The organism is Micromonospora musae, from assembly GCF_003626545.1.
In the GTDB taxonomy this organism is placed as follows: Bacteria; Actinomycetota; Actinomycetes; order Mycobacteriales; family Micromonosporaceae; genus Micromonospora; species Micromonospora musae.
On record NZ_RAZS01000011.1, the window covers coordinates 18,479 to 39,496 of the forward strand.

Annotated in this window: 18 protein-coding genes and 1 riboswitch; of the genes, 8 read left to right on the forward strand and 10 right to left on the reverse strand. The window is 74.3% G+C overall.

Annotated elements, in window-relative coordinates:
* Positions 1-2: 2 nt before the first annotated feature.
* Positions 3-1,004 (reverse strand): ArsR/SmtB family transcription factor, encoded by a 1,002-nt coding sequence (locus D7147_RS25570; protein ID WP_233563443.1) that lies wholly within the window; start codon positions 1,002-1,004, stop codon positions 3-5.
* A 67-nt stretch (positions 1,005-1,071) separates the two neighbouring features.
* Here D7147_RS25570 and D7147_RS25575 point away from each other — a divergent pair, with 67 nt between their 5' ends.
* Positions 1,072-1,566 carry a tetratricopeptide repeat protein gene (locus D7147_RS25575; RefSeq protein WP_120682056.1) on the forward strand — a complete coding sequence of 165 codons (495 nt, stop codon included), beginning with the start codon at positions 1,072-1,074 and terminating at the stop codon, positions 1,564-1,566.
* 7 nt (positions 1,567-1,573) lie between these two features.
* On the opposite strand, the gene D7147_RS25580 is transcribed toward D7147_RS25575, so the two are convergent.
* From D7147_RS25580 to D7147_RS25595, 4 genes are read right to left on the reverse strand one after another with little or no spacing between them, the layout of a single operon-like run.
* Positions 1,574-2,362 carry a DeoR/GlpR family DNA-binding transcription regulator gene (locus tag D7147_RS25580; protein ID WP_407663391.1) on the reverse strand — a complete coding sequence of 263 codons (789 nt, stop codon included), beginning with the start codon at positions 2,360-2,362 and terminating at the stop codon, positions 1,574-1,576.
* A gap of 41 nt (positions 2,363-2,403) precedes the next feature.
* Entirely contained in the window at positions 2,404-3,288 is an 885-nt protein-coding gene (locus tag D7147_RS25585; RefSeq protein WP_120682058.1) for a class II fructose-bisphosphate aldolase, read from the reverse strand.
* Positions 3,288-4,229 (reverse strand): 1-phosphofructokinase family hexose kinase, encoded by a 942-nt coding sequence (locus D7147_RS25590; protein ID WP_233563445.1) that lies wholly within the window; start codon positions 4,227-4,229, stop codon positions 3,288-3,290. Before D7147_RS25590 ends, D7147_RS25585 begins: the two co-directional genes overlap by 1 nt.
* Positions 4,226-5,101 (reverse strand): SIS domain-containing protein, encoded by an 876-nt coding sequence (locus D7147_RS25595; RefSeq protein ID WP_120682060.1) that lies wholly within the window; start codon positions 5,099-5,101, stop codon positions 4,226-4,228. Before D7147_RS25595 ends, D7147_RS25590 begins: the two co-directional genes overlap by 4 nt.
* 228 nt (positions 5,102-5,329) lie before the next feature.
* Between D7147_RS25595 and D7147_RS25600 the strand changes: the two genes are divergently transcribed.
* On the forward strand, positions 5,330-6,778 hold the full coding sequence (locus tag D7147_RS25600; RefSeq protein WP_120682062.1) for a Gfo/Idh/MocA family oxidoreductase: 1,449 nt from the start codon (positions 5,330-5,332) through the stop codon (positions 6,776-6,778).
* A 52-nt stretch (positions 6,779-6,830) separates the two neighbouring features.
* On the opposite strand, the gene D7147_RS25605 is transcribed toward D7147_RS25600, so the two are convergent.
* Together D7147_RS25605 and D7147_RS25610 are read right to left on the reverse strand one after the other, a co-directional pair.
* Positions 6,831-7,730, reverse strand: a complete 900-nt coding sequence (locus D7147_RS25605; RefSeq protein ID WP_120682064.1) for a hypothetical protein — start codon at positions 7,728-7,730, stop codon at positions 6,831-6,833.
* Positions 7,731-7,990: 260 nt separating this feature from the next.
* Entirely contained in the window at positions 7,991-8,719 is a 729-nt protein-coding gene (locus tag D7147_RS25610) for an HD domain-containing protein (RefSeq protein WP_120682066.1), read from the reverse strand.
* A gap of 254 nt (positions 8,720-8,973) precedes the next feature.
* Here D7147_RS25610 and D7147_RS25615 point away from each other — a divergent pair, with 254 nt between their 5' ends.
* Both D7147_RS25615 and D7147_RS25620 read left to right on the forward strand, forming a co-directional pair.
* Positions 8,974-9,402 carry an NUDIX domain-containing protein gene (locus D7147_RS25615; protein WP_120682068.1) on the forward strand — a complete coding sequence of 143 codons (429 nt, stop codon included), beginning with the start codon at positions 8,974-8,976 and terminating at the stop codon, positions 9,400-9,402.
* A gap of 315 nt (positions 9,403-9,717) precedes the next feature.
* Positions 9,718-10,842: an FUSC family protein gene (locus D7147_RS25620; RefSeq protein ID WP_233563447.1), complete on the forward strand. Its 1,125-nt coding sequence runs from the start codon at positions 9,718-9,720 to the stop codon at positions 10,840-10,842.
* A 193-nt stretch (positions 10,843-11,035) separates the two neighbouring features.
* On the opposite strand, the gene D7147_RS25625 is transcribed toward D7147_RS25620, so the two are convergent.
* The gene (locus D7147_RS25625) at positions 11,036-11,749 is read right to left on the reverse strand and encodes an alpha/beta hydrolase (RefSeq protein ID WP_233563449.1); all 714 of its coding nucleotides are present in this window, start codon (positions 11,747-11,749) and stop codon (positions 11,036-11,038) included.
* Positions 11,750-11,984: 235 nt separating this feature from the next.
* On the opposite strand from D7147_RS25625, the gene D7147_RS25630 reads away from it, so the two are divergent.
* Positions 11,985-13,268 carry an MFS transporter gene (locus D7147_RS25630; RefSeq protein ID WP_120682070.1) on the forward strand — a complete coding sequence of 428 codons (1,284 nt, stop codon included), beginning with the start codon at positions 11,985-11,987 and terminating at the stop codon, positions 13,266-13,268.
* 73 nt (positions 13,269-13,341) lie between these two features.
* Complete coding sequence (locus tag D7147_RS25635; protein ID WP_120682072.1) at positions 13,342-14,238, forward strand: aldo/keto reductase; 897 nt, start codon at positions 13,342-13,344, stop codon at positions 14,236-14,238.
* A gap of 442 nt (positions 14,239-14,680) precedes the next feature.
* Here the strand turns inward: D7147_RS25635 and D7147_RS25640 are convergent, their stop codons facing one another.
* A complete protein-coding gene (locus D7147_RS25640; RefSeq protein WP_120682074.1) occupies positions 14,681-15,364 on the reverse strand; it encodes a hypothetical protein in 684 nt (227 codons plus the stop codon).
* 105 nt (positions 15,365-15,469) lie between these two features.
* Between D7147_RS25640 and D7147_RS25645 the strand changes: the two genes are divergently transcribed.
* Positions 15,470-15,805 carry a hypothetical protein gene (locus tag D7147_RS25645; protein ID WP_120682076.1) on the forward strand — a complete coding sequence of 112 codons (336 nt, stop codon included), beginning with the start codon at positions 15,470-15,472 and terminating at the stop codon, positions 15,803-15,805.
* Positions 15,806-15,833: 28 nt separating this feature from the next.
* Here D7147_RS25645 and D7147_RS25650 read toward each other — a convergent pair whose 3' ends face one another.
* Positions 15,834-16,568 carry an MBL fold metallo-hydrolase gene (locus D7147_RS25650; protein ID WP_233563450.1) on the reverse strand — a complete coding sequence of 245 codons (735 nt, stop codon included), beginning with the start codon at positions 16,566-16,568 and terminating at the stop codon, positions 15,834-15,836.
* A 267-nt stretch (positions 16,569-16,835) separates the two neighbouring features.
* Positions 16,836-17,008: riboswitch (cobalamin riboswitch) on the forward strand.
* A gap of 316 nt (positions 17,009-17,324) precedes the next feature.
* On the opposite strand from D7147_RS25650, the gene cobN reads away from it, so the two are divergent.
* Positions 17,325-20,993: a cobaltochelatase subunit CobN gene (gene cobN / locus D7147_RS25655; protein WP_120682078.1), complete on the forward strand. Its 3,669-nt coding sequence runs from the start codon at positions 17,325-17,327 to the stop codon at positions 20,991-20,993.
* Positions 20,994-21,018: the final 25 nt, after the last annotated feature.

Here is a 21,018-nt window from a genome sequence, read left to right on the forward strand (position 1 = left end):
CGTCATGCGCTCCCGTCGAGCAGGGCGTCGCCCAGCGGCGTCCGGCGGTAACGGACCTCGTGGCGGTGCCGCTCACCGACCAGCAGACCCGCGTCGCGCAGCACGCCCAGGTGCTCGGAGACCGTGCCGGCCGCGAGCGCGTGCCGGTGTGCGAGCACCGTGGTCGTGGCGGGCTCGGTGAGCCCGGCGAGCAGTGTGGCGCGGGTACGGCCGACGAGCCGCGCCAGCGCCGCCAGCTCCGGTGTGCCGGTCGCCTGCCAGAGGGCGGCCAGCCCGCGCGCCGGATAGATCACGGTCGGCTGCCAGGGCTCGTCGAGGATGACCAGCACCTGGTCCCACTTGAAGGCGCTGGGCATCAGCAGCAGGCCCTCGCCGGTCAGCTCGCGGTGCTCGTCGTCGCCGCGCTCGCGGGTGAGTACGTTGTCGTGCCAGCGCAGCTGCGGGTGCAGTTCGGCGAAGAGCCGGGCCAGCCCGCCCTCGGCCATCCGGCGGCTCTGGTAGGCCACGTCGGCGTCGAGCAGCGCACGAACCCTCGGCCACACCGGCTCGATCACCTGCTGCCAGACGTCCCGGATCACCCCGGAGAGTAGGTGCAGCGCCTCGGCGGGGTCGGCCAGCAGCCGCCGGCCGACGTCGGTGCGGGCGGCGCCGCGGGTGTCGCGCAGCGACCGGGCCACCTCCTGTCGTACCCGGTCGAGCGGGGTCGCCTCGATGCACGCCAGCTCGTCGGCGAAGCGCGGCAGTGGGACGGTCGGGGGCGGGGAGAGGAAGTCCGGGCTGTACCCGCGGCGGGGCTGCAGCAGCGTCACCGGCCGCAGGTCCAGCGCGGTGAGCTGACGCCGGACCGAGTGCAGGAAGCCCCGGTGGTGCCCGGGGACGTCCTCGGGCGTGGTCAGCCGGATCGCCTGGATCGTCTCCAGCACGGGGGAGAGGGCGAAGCGGCAGCGGATCAGGTCGGCGGGGCCGAACCGCAGGGTGATCGCGATGACCCGGCTCCTTCCCACCCCGAGGTGGTTCGGCCCTCGCCGAATCACTGGCGGGCAAACCTACCCGGCCAGCAGGATCGCGTCCATGACGACCACACCTGACTGGGAACGCCGCAGCGCCGAGTTGTGGGCGAGCATCGACGACCACGAGCCCGAGGAGTTCCGTCGACAGGTCGACAAGCTCGCCGCCGAGCTGCCCGACGGGCACCCGGTCGCGGCCTTCGAGCGCGCCTGCGCCTTCGACTCGACGGGGCACTCCGACCGTGCGGTCCCGCTCTACCGCGAGGCGCTGCGTTCCGGTGTCACCGGCCTCCGCCGCCGACGCTCCGTCATCCAGCTCTCCAGCTCGCTGCGGAACATCGGCCAGGCGCAGGAGGCGGTCGAGCTGCTGACGGCGGAGCGGCGGCAGCCCTCCGACGAGCTCGACGACGCGGTCGCCGCCACCCTCGCGCTCGCGCTGACCAGCGTCGGGCGGGAGCGGGAAGCGGTCTCGGTCGCCGTCGCCGCCCTCGCGCCCCACCTCCCCCGATACCAGCGCTCGATGGCGAACTACGCCCGCCTCCTGGTAGAGCCGGAGTAGTCCGCCGTCAGGCCAGCAGGACCGTCACGCCGGCCGTCCGCAGGTCGGCCACGACCTGCGGGTCGGCGGCGTCGTCGGTGACCAGGGTGTGTACGGCGGACGCGTCGCAGATCTTCGCGAAGGAGTGCCGGCCCAGCTTCTCCGAGCCGGCCACCACGACCACCTGGCGGGCCCGGCTGACCATCAACGCGTCGATGCCGGCCTCGCTCTCGTCGTGGCACGACGTGCCGTCGGTGGAGAAGCCGTCGACACCGAGGAAGAGCACGTCGAGCCAGAGGGACTGCATGACCATGCTGGTCAGCGGCCCGGTCAGCTCGTACGACTGGGGCAGCGCGACGCCGCCGAGGATGACGGTGCGCACCGACTGCCGCAGCACCATCTCGGTGGCGATGTTCAACGCGTTGGTCACCACCGTCAGGGCCGGGCGGTTGGTGACCTGCGTCAGGTCGGGGCGGGCCGCGAGGTGCCGGGCGGTGGCCGAGGTCGTGGTGCCCCCGTTCAGCCCGACGACGCTACCCGGCTCGACCAGCCCGGCGGCGGTCGTCGCGATGCGTTCCTTGGTGCTGCGGTCGCCCCGGTAGCGGTAGCGCACCGGCAGGTCGTACGCGACCGAGCTGGCCACGATGCCGCCGTGGGTGCGGGTGACCAGCTGCTGCTCGGCCAGGACGGTGAAGTCACGGCGGACGGTCGCCTCGGAGACCTGCAACGCGGCCGCGCCCTCGGCGACGGAGAGCCGCCCGCCCCGCGCGGCCAGGATCTCCAGCAGCGCCTGCATCCGGCGGGACCGGTCGGCCATCCCACCGGCGGTGGCGGAGCCCGTGCTGGTCCCGGTCGAGGTCACGGCGCGGCCCCGGTCGAGGCCAGGCCGCTGTCGGCTCCGGCGGGCCCGTCCGCGGAGACGACCCGGCAGAAGTGGGCCACCGTCTCCGCCATCGCCTCCCGGGCCGGTGCCAGCCAGCGGCGCGGGTCCACCAGCTCTGGCTGGGCGGCCAGGGTTCGGCGCACACTGCCGGTGAGGGCGGTGTTCAGCGCCGTACCGATGTTCACCTTGACGATCCCGCCGGAGACGGCGCGGCGCAGCTCGGCGTCGGGCACCCCGGACGAGCCGTGCAGCACCAGCGGCACCGTGACCGCCGCCCGCAGTCGCCCGATCAGGTCGTGGTCCAGTACGGCGTCCCGGACGGTCATGGCGTGCGCGGAGCCGACCGCGACCGCGAGCGCGTCCACCCCGGTCTGCGCCACATACGACGCGGCCTCGGCCGGATCGGTACGGGCGCCGGGGGCGTGCGGGTCGACGGGCGGCTCGCCCTCCTTCCCGCCGACCGTGCCCAGCTCGGCCTCGACCCAGAGCCCCCGGTCGTGGGCGAACTCGGCGGCCGCCCGGGTCGCGGCGACGTTCTCCCGGTACGGCAACCGGGACGCGTCGATCATCACCGAGCCGAAGCCGTGTTCCGGCGCCTGACGCCACAGCTCGGCGGAGACGACGTGGTCGAGGTGCAGCGCCACGTCGACGGTGGCGGTCGCCGCGACGGCCCGGGCCGCGGCGGCGATCGGTGCGAGCCGGCGGTGGAACCGGACGGCGTTCTCGCTGACCTGCAGCACCACCGCTCGACCCGCGGCCTCCGCCCCGGCGACGATCGCCTCGGCGTGCTCCAGGGTTATCACGTTGAACGCGCAGACCGGTTCCGCGGCGACGAGCTCTCCGGTCGGTACGAGCGGCATCACAACTCCTTGACGATCACGTCCCGGCGCAGCCGCCGGTAGTCGGACAGGTCCACACTCCCGGCCACCGGTGCCCGGACCGCCGCCGCCGACAGCGCCACCGCCTCGGCGAGCCGTTCGGGCCAGGGGCGCTGCCGGATCAGGCCGCTGGTCAGCGCGGCGACGCAGGCGTCACCGGCCCCGGTCGGGTTGCCGGCGACCGGTTGCGGCACGTACGCGCGCCAGGCGCCCTCGCCGGTCACCGCGAGCAGCCCGTCCGGGCCGAACGAGGCGACGACGGTGGGCGCGTCGAGGCCGCGTACCGCCTCGAGCGCCGCGGCCGGTCGCGGCGGCGCGCAGCCGAGGAGGTCGGCGAGCTCGTCGGCGTTCGGCTTGACCAGGTCCGGGTCGGCGCGCAGGCCGTGGCGCAGCGCCTGCCCGCTGCTGTCCAGCACGGTCCACGTGCCCGCGCGGCGGGCCGCCTCGATCAGCACGCGGTAGGCGTCGGCCGGTACCCCGAGCGGCAGGGAGCCGGAGAGCACGACCGCCGCCGCGTCGCGTACGAGGTCGGTGAAGCGGGTGCGGAAGGCGTCCCACTCGTCCGGGGTGATCGTCGGCCCGGGCTCCCAGAACCCGGTCGTCGAGTCGGGGGCCGCGACGACCACGGTGCGCCGGGACTCGGCCTCGATCGGCGCGAACGTCTCCGGCACCCCCTCCTGCGCCAGCAGGGATCGGATCCGCGTGCCGCAGGCGCCGCCCGCGAGGCCGGTGGCGACGACCGGGACGCCGAGGGTGTGCAGCAGGCGGGCGACGTTGACGCCCTTCCCGCCGGCCCGTTCGTCCACCCGGGACACCCGGTGCGCGGCGCCCGGCGTCAGGGCCGGCACGTGGTACGTCACGTCCAGCGCGGCGTTGAGGGTGACGGTGAGGATCCCGCCGCGCACCGCCTCCCCGGGATTCACGTCAGGATCACCGAGCGGGTCAGGTGACGTGGCGCGTCCGGGTCGAGGCCCCGCCGGACGGCCAGGTCGACGGCGAGTCGCTGCGCGAGGATCAGCTCCGCCATCGGGTCACGCGCGCTGTGCACGAAGGTGGCGCCGGTGGCGGCCACCTGCTCGGGCAGCCCCGCCGGCACGGCCCCGAACGCCCACACCGCCCTCCCGGGGCCCGCGACGGCGATCGGGCCGTGCCGGTAGTCCATGGCCGGGTACGCCTCGGCCCAGAAGCCGGCGGCCTCGCGGCACTTGAGCGCCGCCTCGTGGGCGAGGCCGACCGTCCAGCCCCGACCGAGGAACGTGACCTGTTCGAGCGCTGCCGGGTCCAGCGGCAGCGGGACGGTCAGGGCCGCCGTCGCGTCGCGTACCGCCGGGTCGAGGTGCTCGCCGAGGTGCGCCCGCAGCACCGCGAGCGCGGTGGTCGCGAAGCGGGTCTGCACGACCGACCTCTCGTCGGCGAACGGCAGCTCGACCGGCTCGTCCACCAGGGTCGCCGCCGGTGACCGGGGGTCACCGAACACCCCGGAGCTCGGCGTACGTCCCCGGACGGCGGTGAGGACGTCGAGCACCTCGGTGGTCGTACCGGAGCGGCTGATCACCAGAACCCGGTCGTAGCGGCGTCGGGTGGGGAACTCCGACGCGGCGAAGGCGTCCGTCTCGCCGAGGCCGGCCTCCTCGCGCAGCCGGGCGTACGCCATGGCGACGAACCAGGACGTGCCGCAGCCGACCACCGCGACCCGTTCGCCCGGTCGTGGCAACCGTTCGGCGAGACCGGCCTGCGCGACGCCGCGTTGCCAGCACTGCGGCTGGCTGGCGATCTCCTGCTCGACGTGTGTCATGCCGCTCCGACCCGCCGCCAACGAGGCAACTCGCCCGGCGTGAAATCGCGCGATCCGGCGGCCAGCCGAGCGTAAACGCTCAGTCCGCCCTTCGGCAATCCGTACCTCTCGATCTCACGAAGGTGCGGGACCACCCCTTGCCATCGATGTCTGTCTGATCGACACTGCTCACTGGATGACGTAAGCAGGCAAGTTCGATCAGGTCCCCTTCAGCTAGGGAGTGATCACGTGACCCCGCCACCTCAGTTCAATCCGTCCCGCCGTGACCTGCTCCGCTCCGGTGCCGTGCTCGGCGCCGCAGCCGGCCTCACCGGCGCCGTGGGCGCCTCCGCCGCCGCCGACGAGGGAGGCTTCGAACCCGCCCGCGGCCGCGGCGAGAAGAGCATGGTCGACGTGCCGTTCGAGGGCTTCGAACAGGTCCGCGTCGGGCTCATCGGCGTCGGCAACCGCGGCGGCGACCAGGACCGGCGGTGGGCTGCCGTGGCCACCGTCACCGCCGTCTGCGACATCCGCCCCGACCGGGTCGAGCGGACCATCAGCCGGATCATGGAGCAGGGCTTCCAGGACACCCCGCCCGTCGGCTACGCCGACGGTGAGGAGGACTTCCTCAACCTCGTCCGACGCGACGACATCGACCTCGTCTACATCGCCACCCCCTGGGAGTGGCACCACCCGATGGCCAAGGCGGCCATGGAGCACGGCAAGCACGTCGCCGTCGAGCTGCCGATCGCCCCGTACCTCGACGACATCTGGGACCTGGTCCGGACCTCGGAGCGCACCCGCAAGCACTGCATGCTGCTGGAGAACGTCAACTACTTCCGGCCCGAGATGGCGATGTTCAACATGGCCCGGCAGGGGATCTTCGGCGACCTCCAGCACGCCTCCGGCGGGTACGTCCACGACCTGCGCTGGCCCTACCTCTTCGGCGGCGCCTACCACCCCGAGCAGTGGCGGCGTCGCTGGCAGACGCGGATGAACGCCCTGCACTACCCGATGCACGGCCTGGGGCCGGTCTCGGCCGCCCTCGGCGTCAACCGCGGCGACCGGTTCGAGGAGCTGGTGGCCGTGGCCTCCGTACCCAAGGCGCTGGCCCTGTTCCGCTCCGAGGACCCGCGGGTCGGCGAGGACCACTCGTCGTGGGACGACCGGCCCTACATCTCCGGCGACCGGCACACCTGCTTCGTGACCACCACCAACGGCCGGTTCATTCGGGTCGAGCACGACGTGAACTCCCCGCACCCCTACAGCCGGGAGACCACCCTCACCGGCACCCGGGGCTCGATCGAGCTGGACAACTCCCGGGTCTACCTCGAGTCGCTCGGCCACCAGAACCACACCTGGCGGACCGGCAACGACTACAACACGATCCTGCGGCAGCACGACCACTGGCTCTGGCCCACGCTGGAGGAGCTGGCCGATCAGTACGGCGGCCACGGCGGCGGGGACTTCATCTCCATCTGGCGGCTCGTCCAGCTGATGCGGCTCGGCATGACCCCCGACATCGACGTGTATGACTCGGCCGCCTGGTGCTCCGTCATCCCGCTCAGCCACGAATCCTTGAAGAGCGGCCGGATGCGCCCGGTCAAGGTGCCCGACTTCACCCGCGGGCACTGGCAGCGGGCCCGACCCACGTTCGACCGGCCGAAGCCCGAGGACCCCTGGTTGAAGGAGAGCTGAACCGGTCCGGGGTGCTGCGCCGGCACGCGCGGCGCGGTGCCCCGCCGCCGGTTCAAGCCTGGGTGGACGGATCGCCGTCGGCCGTGGCGTCGTTCGCCGCCGACTCGGGTCCGGGCTGCCGGGGAAGATCGGGGGAACGCCGCGCGTCCGGCGGCGGTTGGTCGAACCAGTTTCCGGTACGCGGTCGCTCGGCGAGCAGGTCCTCGATCCACTGTGCGGCGATCTTCTGCAGGCCGAGCATCCGGCGGGCCGCGTCGACCAGGCCCTCCTGGGTCTGCGGGTCGGCCTCGGCGGCGGTGTCGGCGTACTCGCGCAGGATGGTCGACCATCGCTGGGCCAGCTGCTGCGCGCTGCGTGCCCGTGCGAGGTGCAGCTCGTACTCGGAGTCCAGGGTGACCCGGCGTTCCGAGTAGGGCAACAGCGCCTGCTGGACCCGCTCGTCGAGCCGTACCCAGGCGTCCGGTCTGCCGGTGACCGTCCCCTCGGCACGGGCAAAACTCCAGTCCGCCTCGCCGATCGCCCGCTGGAGCTCCACCTCCAGCTCGCCGGCGTGCTGCGGCGCGGTGCTGCGGGCGAGGTCCGCGGCGAGCCGGGTGAGCTGTGCGACGGCGAGCGGCTGAAGGTGCTGCGCGTACCAGCTGAGCAGCTCGGGGCGGAGCCCCTCGGCGGACCAGCTGAAGCTGACCCGGATCACGAACACGTAGATGTAGCCGTGGGCGGGCACCACGATCTCCGCGTCCCGCCGCTGGGTGAGCCGGCCGGGGGCGGCCGGAGGCGGAGCGTACGCCCGGCTCGGCTCCATGCCCCGCAGCAGGGCCACCGTCTGCTGCCAGCGCTGCGCCAGCCACGTCCCGGCGCGCAGACCCGTCCGGCGGCTCCGGTCGAACGCGCGCGTGCGGGCCTGCCGCCACCGGTCGGCGCGCGCCGGCTTCGGGTCGGGGGCGTCCGTCATGTCACCCCTTCTCGATCGGGGTTCCGTCCTCACCGTGAACAACGGCCGGTCGACCCCACGAAGTGACGGGCTCACGACGGGACGCCCGAAGCTTGCACCGTGCGGTGCCCCGACCGCCGTGGCGCGCGGTTGATCCGCTCGGGATCGTTGATGTCGGGGTGTCCCGCCGCTTCGGACACCCCGACATCAAGGAAGGCGAGTCGATCACGCGGCCGGGAGCGGATCGGGGCGGCAGCCGCCCGGCCGGGCGGAGCGCGTGCTCAGTGGTGGTGGGCGGGCTGGTCCAGGATGGCGCTGAACCGCTCCTCGGCCAGGTCGAGCTGGCCCAGGATGTGCCGCTTCACCTCGGCCGACAGGGGCGTGTCGGGCCGGGTGACCAACTCCCGGTAGACCGGGACCAGTGGACGGTACTTGCGGGCGGAGGACTCCACCTTTGGCCCCACCGTGTGGATCACACCCACCCCGTTGTCGGTGAAGTCCGACACCTTGATCACCCGTGCCCAGGGTTCCCGGTCGAGGCTCGCGGCGACGTGCTCGCGGTACTGCTCGTTGCGGTCGCGGCTCGGGTCGTACCGCGGATTGGTGACCGCGGCCACCAGGCGCGCGACCCGTGGCCCGAAGCGGGCGGCGAGCGTGGCCAGCGCCGCCGGAGTCGGATCCTCGCCGCCGGCGTCGCCGGCCAGCTCGGCCGGATGGTCCTCGACCGCGTCGTGCAGCAGCCCGGCGACGATCACGTCCACGTCCCGCACCTGGTAGTGGTGCATCAGCCGGATCGCCACCCGCAGCAGGTGGTTCAGGTACGGCTCGCGGACCCGGCGGTCATCGCGGTGCAGCTCGGCGGCGAGATCGAGCGCGGCGGTCAACCGTTCCCGGGCGGTCTCGTCGAACGACTGAATCTCCAACCGGAAGCGCTCCAGCAGCCCCGGTTCGCCGTGGATCTCGGTGATCGCGTGCATCGGCATGCTGGCCAGGTACGGCGGGAAATCCATGCGTCACTTATAGCCGATCATCACGCCGCGGTCCGCCCCGCACCGCCGGGGCGGGTGGTCGCCGCGACACGGTCGCCGGCAGCCGTGGCTGGAGACGGACGGCCCCGGTACGGCGTCACCACCCGCGGCGCGCCCGCCCACGGCGCGCCCGCTCGGCGACCCGGGCGCGGCACGTCGTCGACGCCCCGGATGCCCAGGAGCCGCTGCGGCCCGACGCCGGTGAACGTTTCCGGACGCCGCACTAGGCTCGCCAGATGATCACGATTTCCTGCGTGCTGCTCGTCGACCGGGACGGGCGGCTGCTGATGCAGCTGCGCGACGGCAACGCCGCGTACCACCCGAACGTGTGGGGCCTGCCCGGCGGGCACGCCGAGGCGGGCGAGACCCCGGAAGAGACCGCCGAGCGGGAGCTGTGGGAGGAGACGGGGCTCCGCGCCGAGCAGGGGCTGCACCACTTCGCCCAGCAGGAGCTGCCCGAGGTCGACCGGGTCAAGCACTACTTCTGCGCCGCCACCCGAGCCCGGCAGGAGGACGTCGTGCTCGGCGAGGGCGCCGCGATCGTCTTCGTGCCCGCCGCAGAACTGCTCGACGGACGGCCGTACACCCCCGGCACCATCGAGGTGCTGACCCGGTTCCTCGCCTCGCCGGAGCACACCCGCCTGACGGCCCTCGCCGCCGGCTGAGCTGGCGCCCGCACTCTTCGGCCACCTCGCCGTGGACGCGCAGGACGAGGCCCTGCCGCCACCGGTCGCCCGCCTGCATTGTCTGGGCCGGGCCTCGCGTCGGCCGGGCCGGGCCTCGCGTCGTCTGGGCCGGGCCTCGCGTCGTCTGGGCCGGGCCTCGCGTCGTCTGGGTCGGGCTCTGCGTTGTCTGGGCCGGGCCTCGCGTCGGCCGGGCCGGGCCTCGCATGCCCTGGGCCGGGCGCCGGGGACCGCCGGGCCGGTGGGCGGTAGCCGCCCGGTTGGTGGACGATCGGGTGTCGGCGTTCGAGGAAGGTGATGATCCGGATGGGCTGGTTGCGGGTGGCCGCCGGGCGGCTGCGCCACGGCTGGCGGCCGGTGCTGGAGGCGACGCTGGCCGCCACGGTCGCCTGGATTCTCGCCACCCGGCTGCTCGGGCACCCGGAGCCGTTCTTCGCCCCCGCGGCCGCGCTGATCGTTCTCGGTCAGGCCCGGGGGCAGCGACTTCGCCGGGCCGTCGAGGTGGTGCTCGGGGTGGCCGGCGGGGTGCTCGTCGCCGACGTGGTGATCCAGGGGCTGGGCCGGGGCAGCACCGGGACCGTCTTCACCGTCATCCTGCTCACCGTCGTCCTCGCCGCAGCGGTCGGCGCGACCGGGGTGAGCCTGGTGCAGGCCGCCGTCTCCGCCCTCTACCTGGTCGTCGTCGCCCCGCCGACCGAGGGGCTCGTTCCGTTCCGGTTCGTCGACGCGCTGGTCGGCGGCGGGATCGCGCTCGCCGCCAGCCAGCTGATCGACGCCCGCCGCCCGCTGGCCCCCCTGATCGCCGAGGTCCGTGGCACGTTCGACGAGCTGGCCGCGCTGCTCACCGACATCGCCGACGCGCTGGACCGGCACGACGAGCCGGCGGCGCGGGGCGCGCTGGGCCACGCCCGCGAGATGGACGCCCGGGTGGACCGGCTGCGCGAAGGGGTGCTCGCCGCCGGCGAGGCGCTCTGGCTGAACCTGCGCCGGCGTCGGCACCTCGGCCGGTTGCGTTCGGTGGACAGCTCGATCCGGCAGATCGACTACGCGGTACGCAACGTTCGGGTGCTCGCCCGGGCCGGGGTCACGCTCAGCCGCCAGCCCACGCCGGTCCCCGCCGAGCTGGGCGTGGCGCTGCGCTCGCTGGCGGAGGCGGTCCGCGCCGCCGGGGAGGCGCTCGCCGCCGACCTGGAGGGGCGCGACGAGGTCGCCGACGGGCACGCGGCGCGGGCCGACCTGGCGGCGCTCGCCGCCGTACGCACCGCCGGCGCCCTCTTCACCCCGGGCCGGTCTCTACCCCTCGTCATGATCATCGGTCAGATTCGGGCGACCGCCATCGACCTGCTTCGTGGCGTCAGCGCCGACGACGAGCGGACCGTCCTCGGCCGCGTCGACCAGGCCACCGGCCTCCCCCCGCTCTAACCCCACCCCACCCCCCGCCTGCGCCGTCCCGCCGGCCCCCGACCCGCCGGCCACCGCCGCCTCGTTCACGGAAAGAGTGGTCATTCAGAAAGGAATGACCACTCTTTCCGTGTATTTGTGGGCGTGGGCGTGGGCGGGGCGGGAGCGAGGGCGGGGGCGGGGTGCGCCGACGAGGTGGGCGGGAGCCTCTTGGTCAACTCTTCTGGCGGCGGGTGGTGAGCCAGTCGGCGGCGGCGGCGCGGATCTCCTCGGGGACCTCGTGGCCGCCGGGAAACTCCTGGTACATCACGTCGTAGCCGAGTTCGTGCAGGCGGGGGACGAGCCGGCGGCTGCACACGTCCACCGGCAGCACCCGGTCGTCGACACCGTGCGAGACGAAGACCTGCGGATGGCCATGCGTCATCAGCGGCGCGGAGAAGCCGGGGGAGAAGGCCACCACGCCGTCGACCAGGTCGCCGTTGGTCAGCCCGAGCGAGAGGGCGTACGACGCGCCGTCGGAGAAGCCGCCGAGCACCACTTCCCGGACCGGGTAACCGGCGAAGGTCGACTTCAGCAGGCCGTCGATGCGGCGTACGTCGGTCCCGAACCCCTCGACGATGAGGTCCCAGCTGGTCGCCGCCGCCTGCGGGGCCAGTAGCAGCAGGTGGTGCGTGTCCGCGACGGGGAGCAGCAGGTCCAGCCCCTGGCGTGCCGACCCGCCCGCCCCGTGCAGCAGCACCACCAGCCGGTACGGCCGATCCTCGGACGGCGCCGGGGCGTACAGCAGGGCGAGCAGCCCGCCGTCGGCGTCGGTCATCGGCACCAGGCCGGCGGTGGCCGGACCGACCGGAAGGCCGGGGCGGGCGGTGAGCCGCCCGTGCCGGTGGTTCTCCTCCGGCTGCCGGTGCGGCGGCGCGGGTTCGGACACGGGTCACCGCTCCTCGCTGTCGGCCGATGTGCGCGGCGGTTACCCGTCGAGCCACCGGTTAACCGTTCGCCGCGGCGCTCCCCGCCTCGTCGCCCGCGCGGCCGCCGGGTCGCGGCGATCATGGGGATTCCCGCGGAGTGTGACGGGCGATACGGTCGGAACCGGCTTGTGGTGAGAACGCTCTCAGGTGTCCGATCGAGCCACCGCCGTCTTGAGGGAAGGAAACAGAGACCCCGTGAGTGCCACCACCGCGTCCCCCGCCGACCCGGCGACCACGCCGGCCGTGCCCCGGGCGGTGCGGGTCGCCCGCAACGGCGTGGCCGTCGTGTTCACCCTCAACGGACTCGCCGTGGCCACCTGGTTCTCCCGGGTGCCGGCCGCCCGCGAGGCACTGGAGCTCAGCGCCGGGCGGCTCGGTCTGCTGCTGCTCGCCATGTCGGCCGGCGCGCTGGTCGCCATGCCCACCGCCGGCCTGGTGACCCAGCGGCTCGGCACCGCCCGATCGGTACGGCTGGCCACCCTCGTGGTGGCGCTCGGCCTGGCCTGGGCGGGGCTGGCCGCCGGCCTGACCGGTTCGGCGATCGCCGTGGCGGTCGGCCTCTTCGCCTTCGGCTACGGCTCCGGCAGCTGCGACGTCGCCATGAACGTCGAGGGCGCGGCGGTCGAGCGGCGGCTGGGTCGCACGATCATGCCCCGCTTCCACGCCGCCTGGAGCCTCGGTTCGGTGACCGGGGCGGGCCTGGGCGCCGGCGCGGCGCGGCTCGACGTTCCGGTCGGCGCGCACCTCGCCGTGATCGCCGCGCTGGTGCTGGCCGGCACGCTCTACGGCGCGAAGCTCTTCCTGTCGGCGGCGGAGACCGGGGTCGGCACCGCGACGCAGGCCGGCTCGGCGTCGCGGCGGGGCGCCCTGCTCGCCGTGTGGCGGGAGCCGCGAACCCTGCTGATCGGCCTGCTGGTGCTGGTCATGGCGTTCACCGAGGGCAGCGCCAACGACTGGCTCGCGGTCGCCTTCGTGGACGGTCACGACCTCAGCGAGGCGGCCGGCGCGGCGGTCTTCGGCGTCTTCGTGGCGGGCATGACGCTCGGGCGTACCGCCGGCACGATCGCCCTCGACCGGTGGGGCCGCGTCCGGGTTCTCGTCGCGACGATCCTGCTCGCGGCGGGCGGCGCCACCCTGGCGATCCTGGCCGGCTCGGGTCCGGTCGCCATCGTCGGGGTCGCGCTCTGGGGGATCGGCGCGTCGCTCGGCTTCCCGGTCGGCATGAGCGCCGCCGCGGACGAGGAGGAGAAGGCGGCCGTACGGGTCAGCGTGGTCGCGGTGATCGGCTACACGGCGTTCCTCGCCGGCCCGCCGCTGCTCGGCATGCTCGGCGACCGGGTCGGCATCCTGCACGCCCTGCTCGTGGTGCCGCTGCTGCTGGTGCCGGCGCTGGCGCTGGTGCCGGTGATGCGCCCGCCCCACCCCGCCGACACCGGTCCCACCGGCCAGGGGCACGGGCCTTCAGGAGATCAAACCTAGCCGCAATCGCCCCCGGGCGGTATCGGGCACGCGGCCGACTGCGCCGGGTGCCCGAGCTGGCTACCGTCGCCGGATGCCTATCGACGAGATCACCGCCACCGCCGCGGGCACCTGGACGCTGGGAAATCAGACCGTCAACCGGATGGGCTTCGGCTCCATGCGGTTGACCGCCGACCCGGACCCGGCGCGGGCGCTCGCCGTCCTGCGCCGGGCGGTGGAGCTGGGCGTGAACCACATCGACACCGCCGCCTTCTACGTCTCGCCCGGCGGCACGCTGGGCGTCGGCACGGGAGCGGCCCGCTACGCCACCGAGCTGATCCGCGCGGCGCTCGCCCCGTACCCCGAGGAGCTGCTGATCGCCACCAAGGTCGGCCCGGGGTACGACCCGGAGAGCGGCTTCACCGAGGCGCTCACCCCGGCCCAGCTGCGTGCCCAGGTCGAGGAGAACCTGCGCCGGCTCGGTCGCGATCACCTCGACCTGGTGAACCTGCGGCTCTATCGCCGACCGAGCCCGGTCCCGCTGGCCGACCGCTTCGGCGCCCTCGCCGAGCTGCGCGCCGCCGGGCTGATCCGGCACCTGGGGCTCTCCAACGCCCGCCCGGAGCAGCTCGACGAGGCACGGGACATCGCGCCGGTCGTCTGCGTGCAGAACTCGTACGGTGTGGACGCGTACCGGGAGGACGACGAGTTCGTCCGGCTCTGCGGCGAGCGGGGCATCGCGTACGTGCCGTTCTTCGCGCTCGCCGGCACGCGCCGGGAGGCGGGGGCGGCGGCCGAGGAGAACCCGGCGGTGGACGCCGTGGCCCGCGCCCACGGCGTCACCTCGCATCAGGTGCGGCTGGCCTGGACCCTGCACCGGGGCCCGCACGTGCTCGCCATCCCCGGCACCGGCGACCCGGGGCACCTGGTGGCAAACGTCGCCGCGGCCGGGCTGCGCCTCAGCGCGGAGGACCTGGCCCGGCTCGGCTGATCACGGCGGCCCGGCCGAGCGCGACGGCCCGGCTGAGCCCGACGGCCCGGCCGAGCACGACCACTCGACTGAGCCCGGCGGCCTGCTTCGGTTCGGCGCACCGGAGGTCCGGCCCGCTTCGGCTCGGGCGCGCCGGAGGCCCGGAACGTCCGCGCGTGCCGGCGCTGCGATGTGGGACGCCGGCGAGGTCGACCGTGTTCGGACCGAGGATGCCCGCGAGCGTGATGCCTGAGAGGCATATTGATACCTCTCAGGCATCACAGTCGTGCGGATCAGCGTCGACCGCGCCAAGCTCGTCGAACCGGGGGTGTCGGCGGCGCGGCGATCGTCGAACCGGGGGTTTCTGCAGCGCCGGGCTCGTCGGCCGGTGTGTCGGCCGTGCCGGGCTCGTCGGGCCGGGGTGTCGGCGGCGTCGGGTTCGTCGGGCCGCGGCCGGCGCGGGTCAGTCGCGTACCCAGATCCGCAGCGGCCCGGCGGTGGTGAAGCCGGCCCGCAACGCGGGGGCGAGGTCGACTCCGGATTCGTACCCCACCAGGGCGGCTCCGGCCGCGGCGGCGGGGATCCCGGCCCAGATCGGTGTCGCGTCACCGTCGACGGCGAAGACGTTGGAGACGCCGGTCAGTGGGCCGCCGCGGTTGAGCACCGCGCCGCCGGTCAGCGCGCCGTCGGCGGCGTACCGGGCGAGCACCGTCACCCGCGGATCGGCCAGCAGCGCGGGGCGGAACAGCTCCCCTCCGCCGTGGACCGCCGCCCAGGTGGCCAACCCGTCCGGCGTGCGCACCGGCGTCAGTGGCCGCTCCACCTCACCCGCCGGATCGGTCGCCCGGTTCGTGGCCGGTCGGTGGATCCAGTCGGCGGTGAAGAGCACCCGGAAGCCGTACGGCCGCAGGTCCAGGTCGGCGAAGCTGTCCTTGACCGAGGCTCCCGGACCCGGGTCGATCCGGGCCAGCAGCGCGTCCGCGGAGACCCCGGGGCGAAGCGTGACGGCATCCGGGTACCAGGGCGGGGAGCGGCGCGGCACCGACCAGGCGTCGGCGTCGGTAGCGCCGGGGAGGTCGTGGCACGCGCAGACGAGATCGCACCACTCGGCGTTGTTCCGCGCGGCCGACGCGCGCTCCCCGGACACCGCCCGACCCTAGCCCGTCGGTCCAGCGTGCTCCCATCGGGCTCGCAGGATATTGCCAGGTGACGGTGGTGAACTGGACGGAACGCGCACGGAGAGGAGCCGGGCATGGGCTGGTTCAACCGGCGGTCCCGATCCGCCGACGGGACCCCGACGAAGCTGGACCGGGAGGCGACCCGGGACGACCTCGCCGCGCTGGAGGCCTTCGTCACCAGCCGCCGGGGCGTCGAGTTCTACCTGGAGCCGGAGACCACCGCGACCGACACCACTGTGGTGGCGATCGCTTACGACGGGGAGTGGATCCGCCGCCGCACCGGTTCGCCCCGCGCCGCGGCGACCATCGCACGGCGGCACGCCGTTCCGCTCTACGAGGCCGGCCGCACCGGCTACCCGGAGCGGATGCGCGCCTGGAACCGGGCCCACCCCGAGCGTCGGGCCCGCTGACGCGCGAGCAGGCGCGCGTCGACGTCCCTCAGCCGGCCTCGGCCCGGGCCTGCGCGCGGGTCATCGGCGCGGAGTGGCTGGCGACGTACCAGTCGTAGTCGTCGTCGAGCAGCCGGCGGACCAGCCCGAGGTCGGGGCCGTCGTCCGGCTCGCGAAGGTGCGCCGGGGGCGGGTAGAAGGAGTCGCCGAGCAGCATGACGCCCGAGTCCGGCACCAGCACCACCGTCGAGTCCGGCGCGTGCCGGCCGCCGACATGGCGCAGCAGCACTCCGACCGGCAGCTCGTCGGCGTCGGTGAAGGTACGGGTCGGCGGCAACACCGCGAAGTCGTCCCACGAGTCCACCGCGAACGCGCGCGCCCGGAAACTCGGCGCGAGCCGAGGGTTCGCGCGGACCTGTTCGCGCAGGTAGCGGTGGCTCCACGGCCGGGCCGCCTCGGCCCGCAGCAGCTCCTGGCCGGTCACCTGCCCGACGATCTCCACGCCGGGCCAGGCGCAAGCGCCCCACACGTGGTCCCAGTGGTGATGCGTGTAGACGAGCCAGCGCGGTTCCGGCAGCCCCGCCGCGTGCAGCGCGGCCCGGATCTCCCGGGCGTGCGCCGGGCTCTGCCCCGCGTCGATGATCACACTGCCGCGCTCGTCGGCCACCACGGCGACGCCGGCCTGGACGGCCGCCGGGTCGGGATCGCCGGGGCAGAGCCAGACCCGTCCGGCGAGCTGATGGAACTGCATGCCGATGATGGCGACCTCCCCGGGATCGACCACGGACGCTCGCCGAGGCCCGGTCGATAGTAGTGTTTGGGGCTCGTCATCCGTGTGCCGGCCAGCGGTTCAGCGCGATCGCGGGCGCCGGACGCCGGCCGTGGGCGTCGGCCGGGCAGGCCGGCGAGCGTAGCGCCGGGCGCGCCGATCGGATGGCCGCCGCGCACCAGGTCGGCGGGGCCCCGGACGATGCCCGGAATCGATCTGACTCGATGACATCGACGCTGATCAGCCGCCCGGGGCGGCGTTGACCGGCCGGGACGGGTGTGGCAGCATTCGCGGCCTGACGGCAGTGAAGGAAGCCGGTGCGATTCCGGCGCGGTCCCGCCACTGTCATCGGGGAGTGAGCCCTCCTTGCGAGTCACGACCGCGTGCGGTTGGAAGGCCGGGGGTGAGCGTCGATCCGGGAGCCAGGATACTTCGGCCGTCGGGATGTGACCCCAGGGCGTGGAGACCCGAGGAGGACCCGATGACGCACCGCGTCCACCGTGCCGGCGGCGATCGCCGTGACCGGCCCAATACCATCGGCGCGCCCGCGCCGCAGCGCGCCCGCCGCGCCACCCGACCCCGTACTGCCGCGCCGACCGGCCACACCGGAGCGCCGCCGGGCGGGCTCGACCCCGCCGGCTGACCCGTACGCCGACCGCCGCGCCAACCGCCGGCTCCGGCCGGCCGACCGCGCCCGCTGAACCCCGCGCCATCCACCCCTCAGCCCGACCGCCCCGACGGCGAGCCGGGCGTCACTCTCCGGAGCCATCCGTGCGTACCCTGCTGCTGTCCACCTCCGACACCGATCTGCTCGCCGCCCGGGCCAGCGGCGCGGACTACCGGCTGGCCAATCCGGTCCGCGTCGACGCCGAGGCCGTACCCGCGCTGCTCGACGGCGTGGACGTCGCCGTCGTACGGCTGCTCGGTGGCCGGCCGGCGTGGCCGGACGGACTGGCCGCGGTGCTCGCCTCCGGCGTGCCGACGGTCGTGCTCAGCGGCGAGTCGGCGCCCGACGCGGAGCTGATGGCTGCCTCCACGCTGCCCGCCGGGGTGGTCACGCAGGCCCTGGCGTACCTGGTCGAGGGGGGTCCGGAGAACCTCGCCCAGCTGACCCGGTTCCTCTCCGACACGGTGCTGCTCACCGGCGAGGGCTTCGCGCCGCCGGCGCCCACCCCCGCGTACGGCGTCCACGGTGACCGGGCGACCGATCCGGGGCGGCCGACCGTCGGCATCGTCTTCTACCGGGCGCACGCGCTCGCCGGCAACACCGCCTTCGTGGACACGCTCGCCAACGCGGTGGAGGCGGCCGGGGGCAACGCCCTGCCCGTCTACTGCGGATCGCTGCGCGGGCTGACCGCGGGCGCCGGTCCGCTGGAGCTGCTCGCCCGCTGCGACACGCTGCTGGTGACCGTGCTGGCGGCCGGCGGCGCGGTTGCCGCGGACGCCTCCGCGGGCGGCGACGAGGACACCTGGGACGTGGGGGCGCTCGCCGCGCTCGACGTGCCGGTGGTCCAGGCGCTGCTGCTGACCAGCACCCGCGAGCAGTGGGCCGACTCCGACGCCGGCCTCACCCCGCTGGACGCCGCCATGCAGGTGGCCGTCCCGGAGTTCGACGGCCGGATCATCACCGTGCCCTTCTCGTTCAAGAAGATCGACGCCGACGGTCTCTCCGTCTACGCCGCCGACCCGGAGCGCGCCGCCCGGGTTGCCGGCATCGCGGTGCGGCAGGCCCGGCTGCGTGGGCTCCCCAACGCCGACAAGCGCCTCGCGATCGTGCTCAGCTCGTACCCGACGAAGCACTCCCGGGTCGGCAACGCCGTCGGCCTGGACACCCCCGCCTCGGCGGTGCGGCTCTTCGCCGCGCTGGCCGAGGCCGGGTACGACCTCGGCTCCACGCCGCCGCCCGACGACGGGGACGCCCTGATCCACGCCCTGATCGCCGCCGGTGGTCACGACGTCGAGTGGCTCACCCCCGAGCAGCTCACCGCCGCCGAGGCCCGGGTGCCAGGCGAGGTCTATCGACGTTGGTTCGACGAGGTGCCGGCCGCGCTGCGCGAGCGGATGCGCGCGCACTGGGGCGAGCCGCCCGGTGAGCTGTACACCGACGGCGGTGACGTCGTGCTGGCCGGGCTGCGCTTCGGCAACGTGGCGCTGCTCATCCAGCCGCCGCGCGGCTTCGGCGAGAACCCCATCGCCATCTACCACGACCCGGACCTGCCGCCCAGCCACCACTACCTGGCCGCGTACCGGTGGCTCGCCGCCCGGCCCGAGGACGGCGGCTTCGGCGCCGACGCGGTGGTGCACCTCGGCAAGCACGGCACCCTCGAATGGCTGCCCGGCAAGGGCCTCGGGCTCGCCGCCGACTGCGCCCCCGACGCCGTCCTCGGCGACCTGCCGCTGGTCTACCCGTTCATCGTCAACGACCCCGGGGAGGGCACGCAGGCCAAGCGCCGCGCCCACGCGGTCGTCGTCGACCACCTGGTGCCGCCGATGGCGCGCGCCGAGACGTACGGCGACCTGGCGAAGCTGGAGCAGCTGCTCGACGAGTACGCGACAGTGCAGGCCCTCGACCCGGCGAAGGTGCCGACCGTGCAGGCGCAGATCTGGGCGCTGGTGCGCTCCGCCGAGCTGCACCACGACCTGCACACCGAACAGATGCCCGACGCCGAGGACTTCGACGACTTCGTGCTCCACCTCGACGGGTACCTCTGCGAGGTCAAGGACGTGCAGATCCGCGACGGCCTGCACGTGCTGGCCGCCGCGCCGGTCGGCGACGCCCGCGTCAACCTGGTCCTCGCCGTGCTGCGCGCCCCGCAGGTGTGGGGCGGCAGCCGGGCCCTGCCGGGGCTGCGGCAGGTGCTGGCCGCCGCGCACGGGCTGGACGAGGCGACGTTGCTCGCCGCGCCGGGCGAGCGGCTCGCCGTTCCGGCCGAGCTGACCGAGGTCGTGGACGGGCCGGCGGTCACCGCCGCCGACGCGGTCGACCTCATCGAGGCCCTCGCGCGCCGGCTCGTCGTCGGCATGGAGACGCTCGGCTGGGACGCCGGGAAGGTCGACGCGGTGGTCGCCGAGGTCACCGGCCGGGAGCTGCCGGACGCGTCCGCGCTGCTGCGCTTCGCCGCCACCGAGCTGGTGCCCCGTCTCGACCGGACCACCGACGAGCTGGCGCACACCCTGGCCGCTCTGGACGGTCGGTTCGTGCCGCCCGGGCCGTCCGGCTCGCCGACCCGGGGGCTGGTCAACGTGCTGCCCACCGGCCGCAACTTCTACTCCGTCGACCCGAAGGCCATCCCCAGCCGCAACGCCTGGGACGTCGGGACGGCGCTCGCGGAGTCCCTGCTGGCGCGCCACCTCGCCGACACCGGCGAGTATCCGCGCTCGGTCGGGCTCACCGTCTGGGGCACCAGCGCCATGCGTACCCAGGGTGACGACATCGCCGAGGTCCTCGCGTTGATCGGCTGCCGCCCCACCTGGGACGACCGCTCCCGCCGGGTCACCGGCGTCGAGGTGGTGCCGCCGGCCGAACTGGGCCGCCCCCGGGTGGACGTCACCGTGCGGATCTCCGGCTTCTTCCGGGACGCCTTCCCGCACGTGGTCGCCCTGCTCGACGACGCGTTCCGGCAGGTCGCCGCCCTCGACGAGCCGCACGAGGAGAACTTCGTCCGGGCCCACGTCGCCGCCGACCTGGCCGAGCACGGCGACGAACGCCGGGCCACCGCGCGCATCTTCGGATCGAAGCCCGGGGCGTACGGGGCGGGGCTGCTGCCGCTCATCGACGCCCGGAACTGGCGCAGCGACGCCGACCTGGCCGAGGTGTACGCGGTCTGGGGCGGCTACGCGTACGGCCGGGGGCTGGACGGCCGGGAGGCGCGTGCCGACATGGAACGCTCCTTCGCCCGCATCGCGGTCGCCGTGAAGAACCAGGACACCCGTGAGCACGACATCGTCGACTCCGACGACTACTTCCAGTACCACGGCGGGATGGTCGCGATGGTGCGTCACCTCACCGGTGACGCGCCGGCCGCGTACGTCGGTGACTCGGCGATGCCGCACGACGTGCGCACCCGGACGTTGGGCGAGGAGACCCGCCGGGTGTTCCGCGCCCGCGTGGTGAACCCGAGGTGGATCGCCGCGATGCGCCGGCACGGCTACAAGGGCGCGTTCGAGCTGGCCGCCACGGTGGACTACCTCTTCGGCTACGACGCCACCGCCGGGGTGGTCGACGACTGGATGTACGAGAAGCTCGCGGCCGAGTACGTCTTCGACCCGACCACGCGGGACTTCCTCGCCGAGTCGAATCCGTGGGCGCTGCGGGGCATCACCGAGCGGCTGCTGGAGGCCGCCGACCGGGGTCTCTGGGCCGAGCCCGATCCGACGACCCTGGAGCGGCTGCGGGAGACGTACCTGATCAGCGAGGGTGACCTGGAGGACCGGGCGTGACCATCTTCCCGTTCAGCGCGGTGCT

Bases quoted from the DNA above. Each gene is read 5' to 3' on its own strand.
- D7147_RS25575 (WP_120682056.1), top strand. From the start codon at position 1,072: ATGACGACCACACCTGACTGGGAACGCCGCAGCGCCGAGTTGTGGGCG.
- D7147_RS25585 (WP_120682058.1), bottom strand. From the start codon at position 3,288: ATGCCGCTCGTACCGACCGGAGAGCTCGTCGCCGCGGAACCGGTCTGC.
- D7147_RS25645 (WP_120682076.1), top strand. From the start codon at position 15,470: ATGGGCTGGTTCAACCGGCGGTCCCGATCCGCCGACGGGACCCCGACG.
- D7147_RS25610 (WP_120682066.1), bottom strand. From the start codon at position 8,719: ATGGATTTCCCGCCGTACCTGGCCAGCATGCCGATGCACGCGATCACC.
- D7147_RS25580 (WP_407663391.1), bottom strand. From the start codon at position 2,362: ATGGCCGACCGGTCCCGCCGGATGCAGGCGCTGCTGGAGATCCTGGCC.
- D7147_RS25595 (WP_120682060.1), bottom strand. From the start codon at position 5,101: ATGACACACGTCGAGCAGGAGATCGCCAGCCAGCCGCAGTGCTGGCAA.
- D7147_RS25635 (WP_120682072.1), top strand. From the start codon at position 13,342: ATGCCTATCGACGAGATCACCGCCACCGCCGCGGGCACCTGGACGCTG.
- D7147_RS25615 (WP_120682068.1), top strand. From the start codon at position 8,974: ATGATCACGATTTCCTGCGTGCTGCTCGTCGACCGGGACGGGCGGCTG.
- D7147_RS25605 (WP_120682064.1), bottom strand. From the start codon at position 7,730: ATGACGGACGCCCCCGACCCGAAGCCGGCGCGCGCCGACCGGTGGCGG.
- D7147_RS25620 (WP_233563447.1), top strand. From the start codon at position 9,718: ATGATCCGGATGGGCTGGTTGCGGGTGGCCGCCGGGCGGCTGCGCCAC.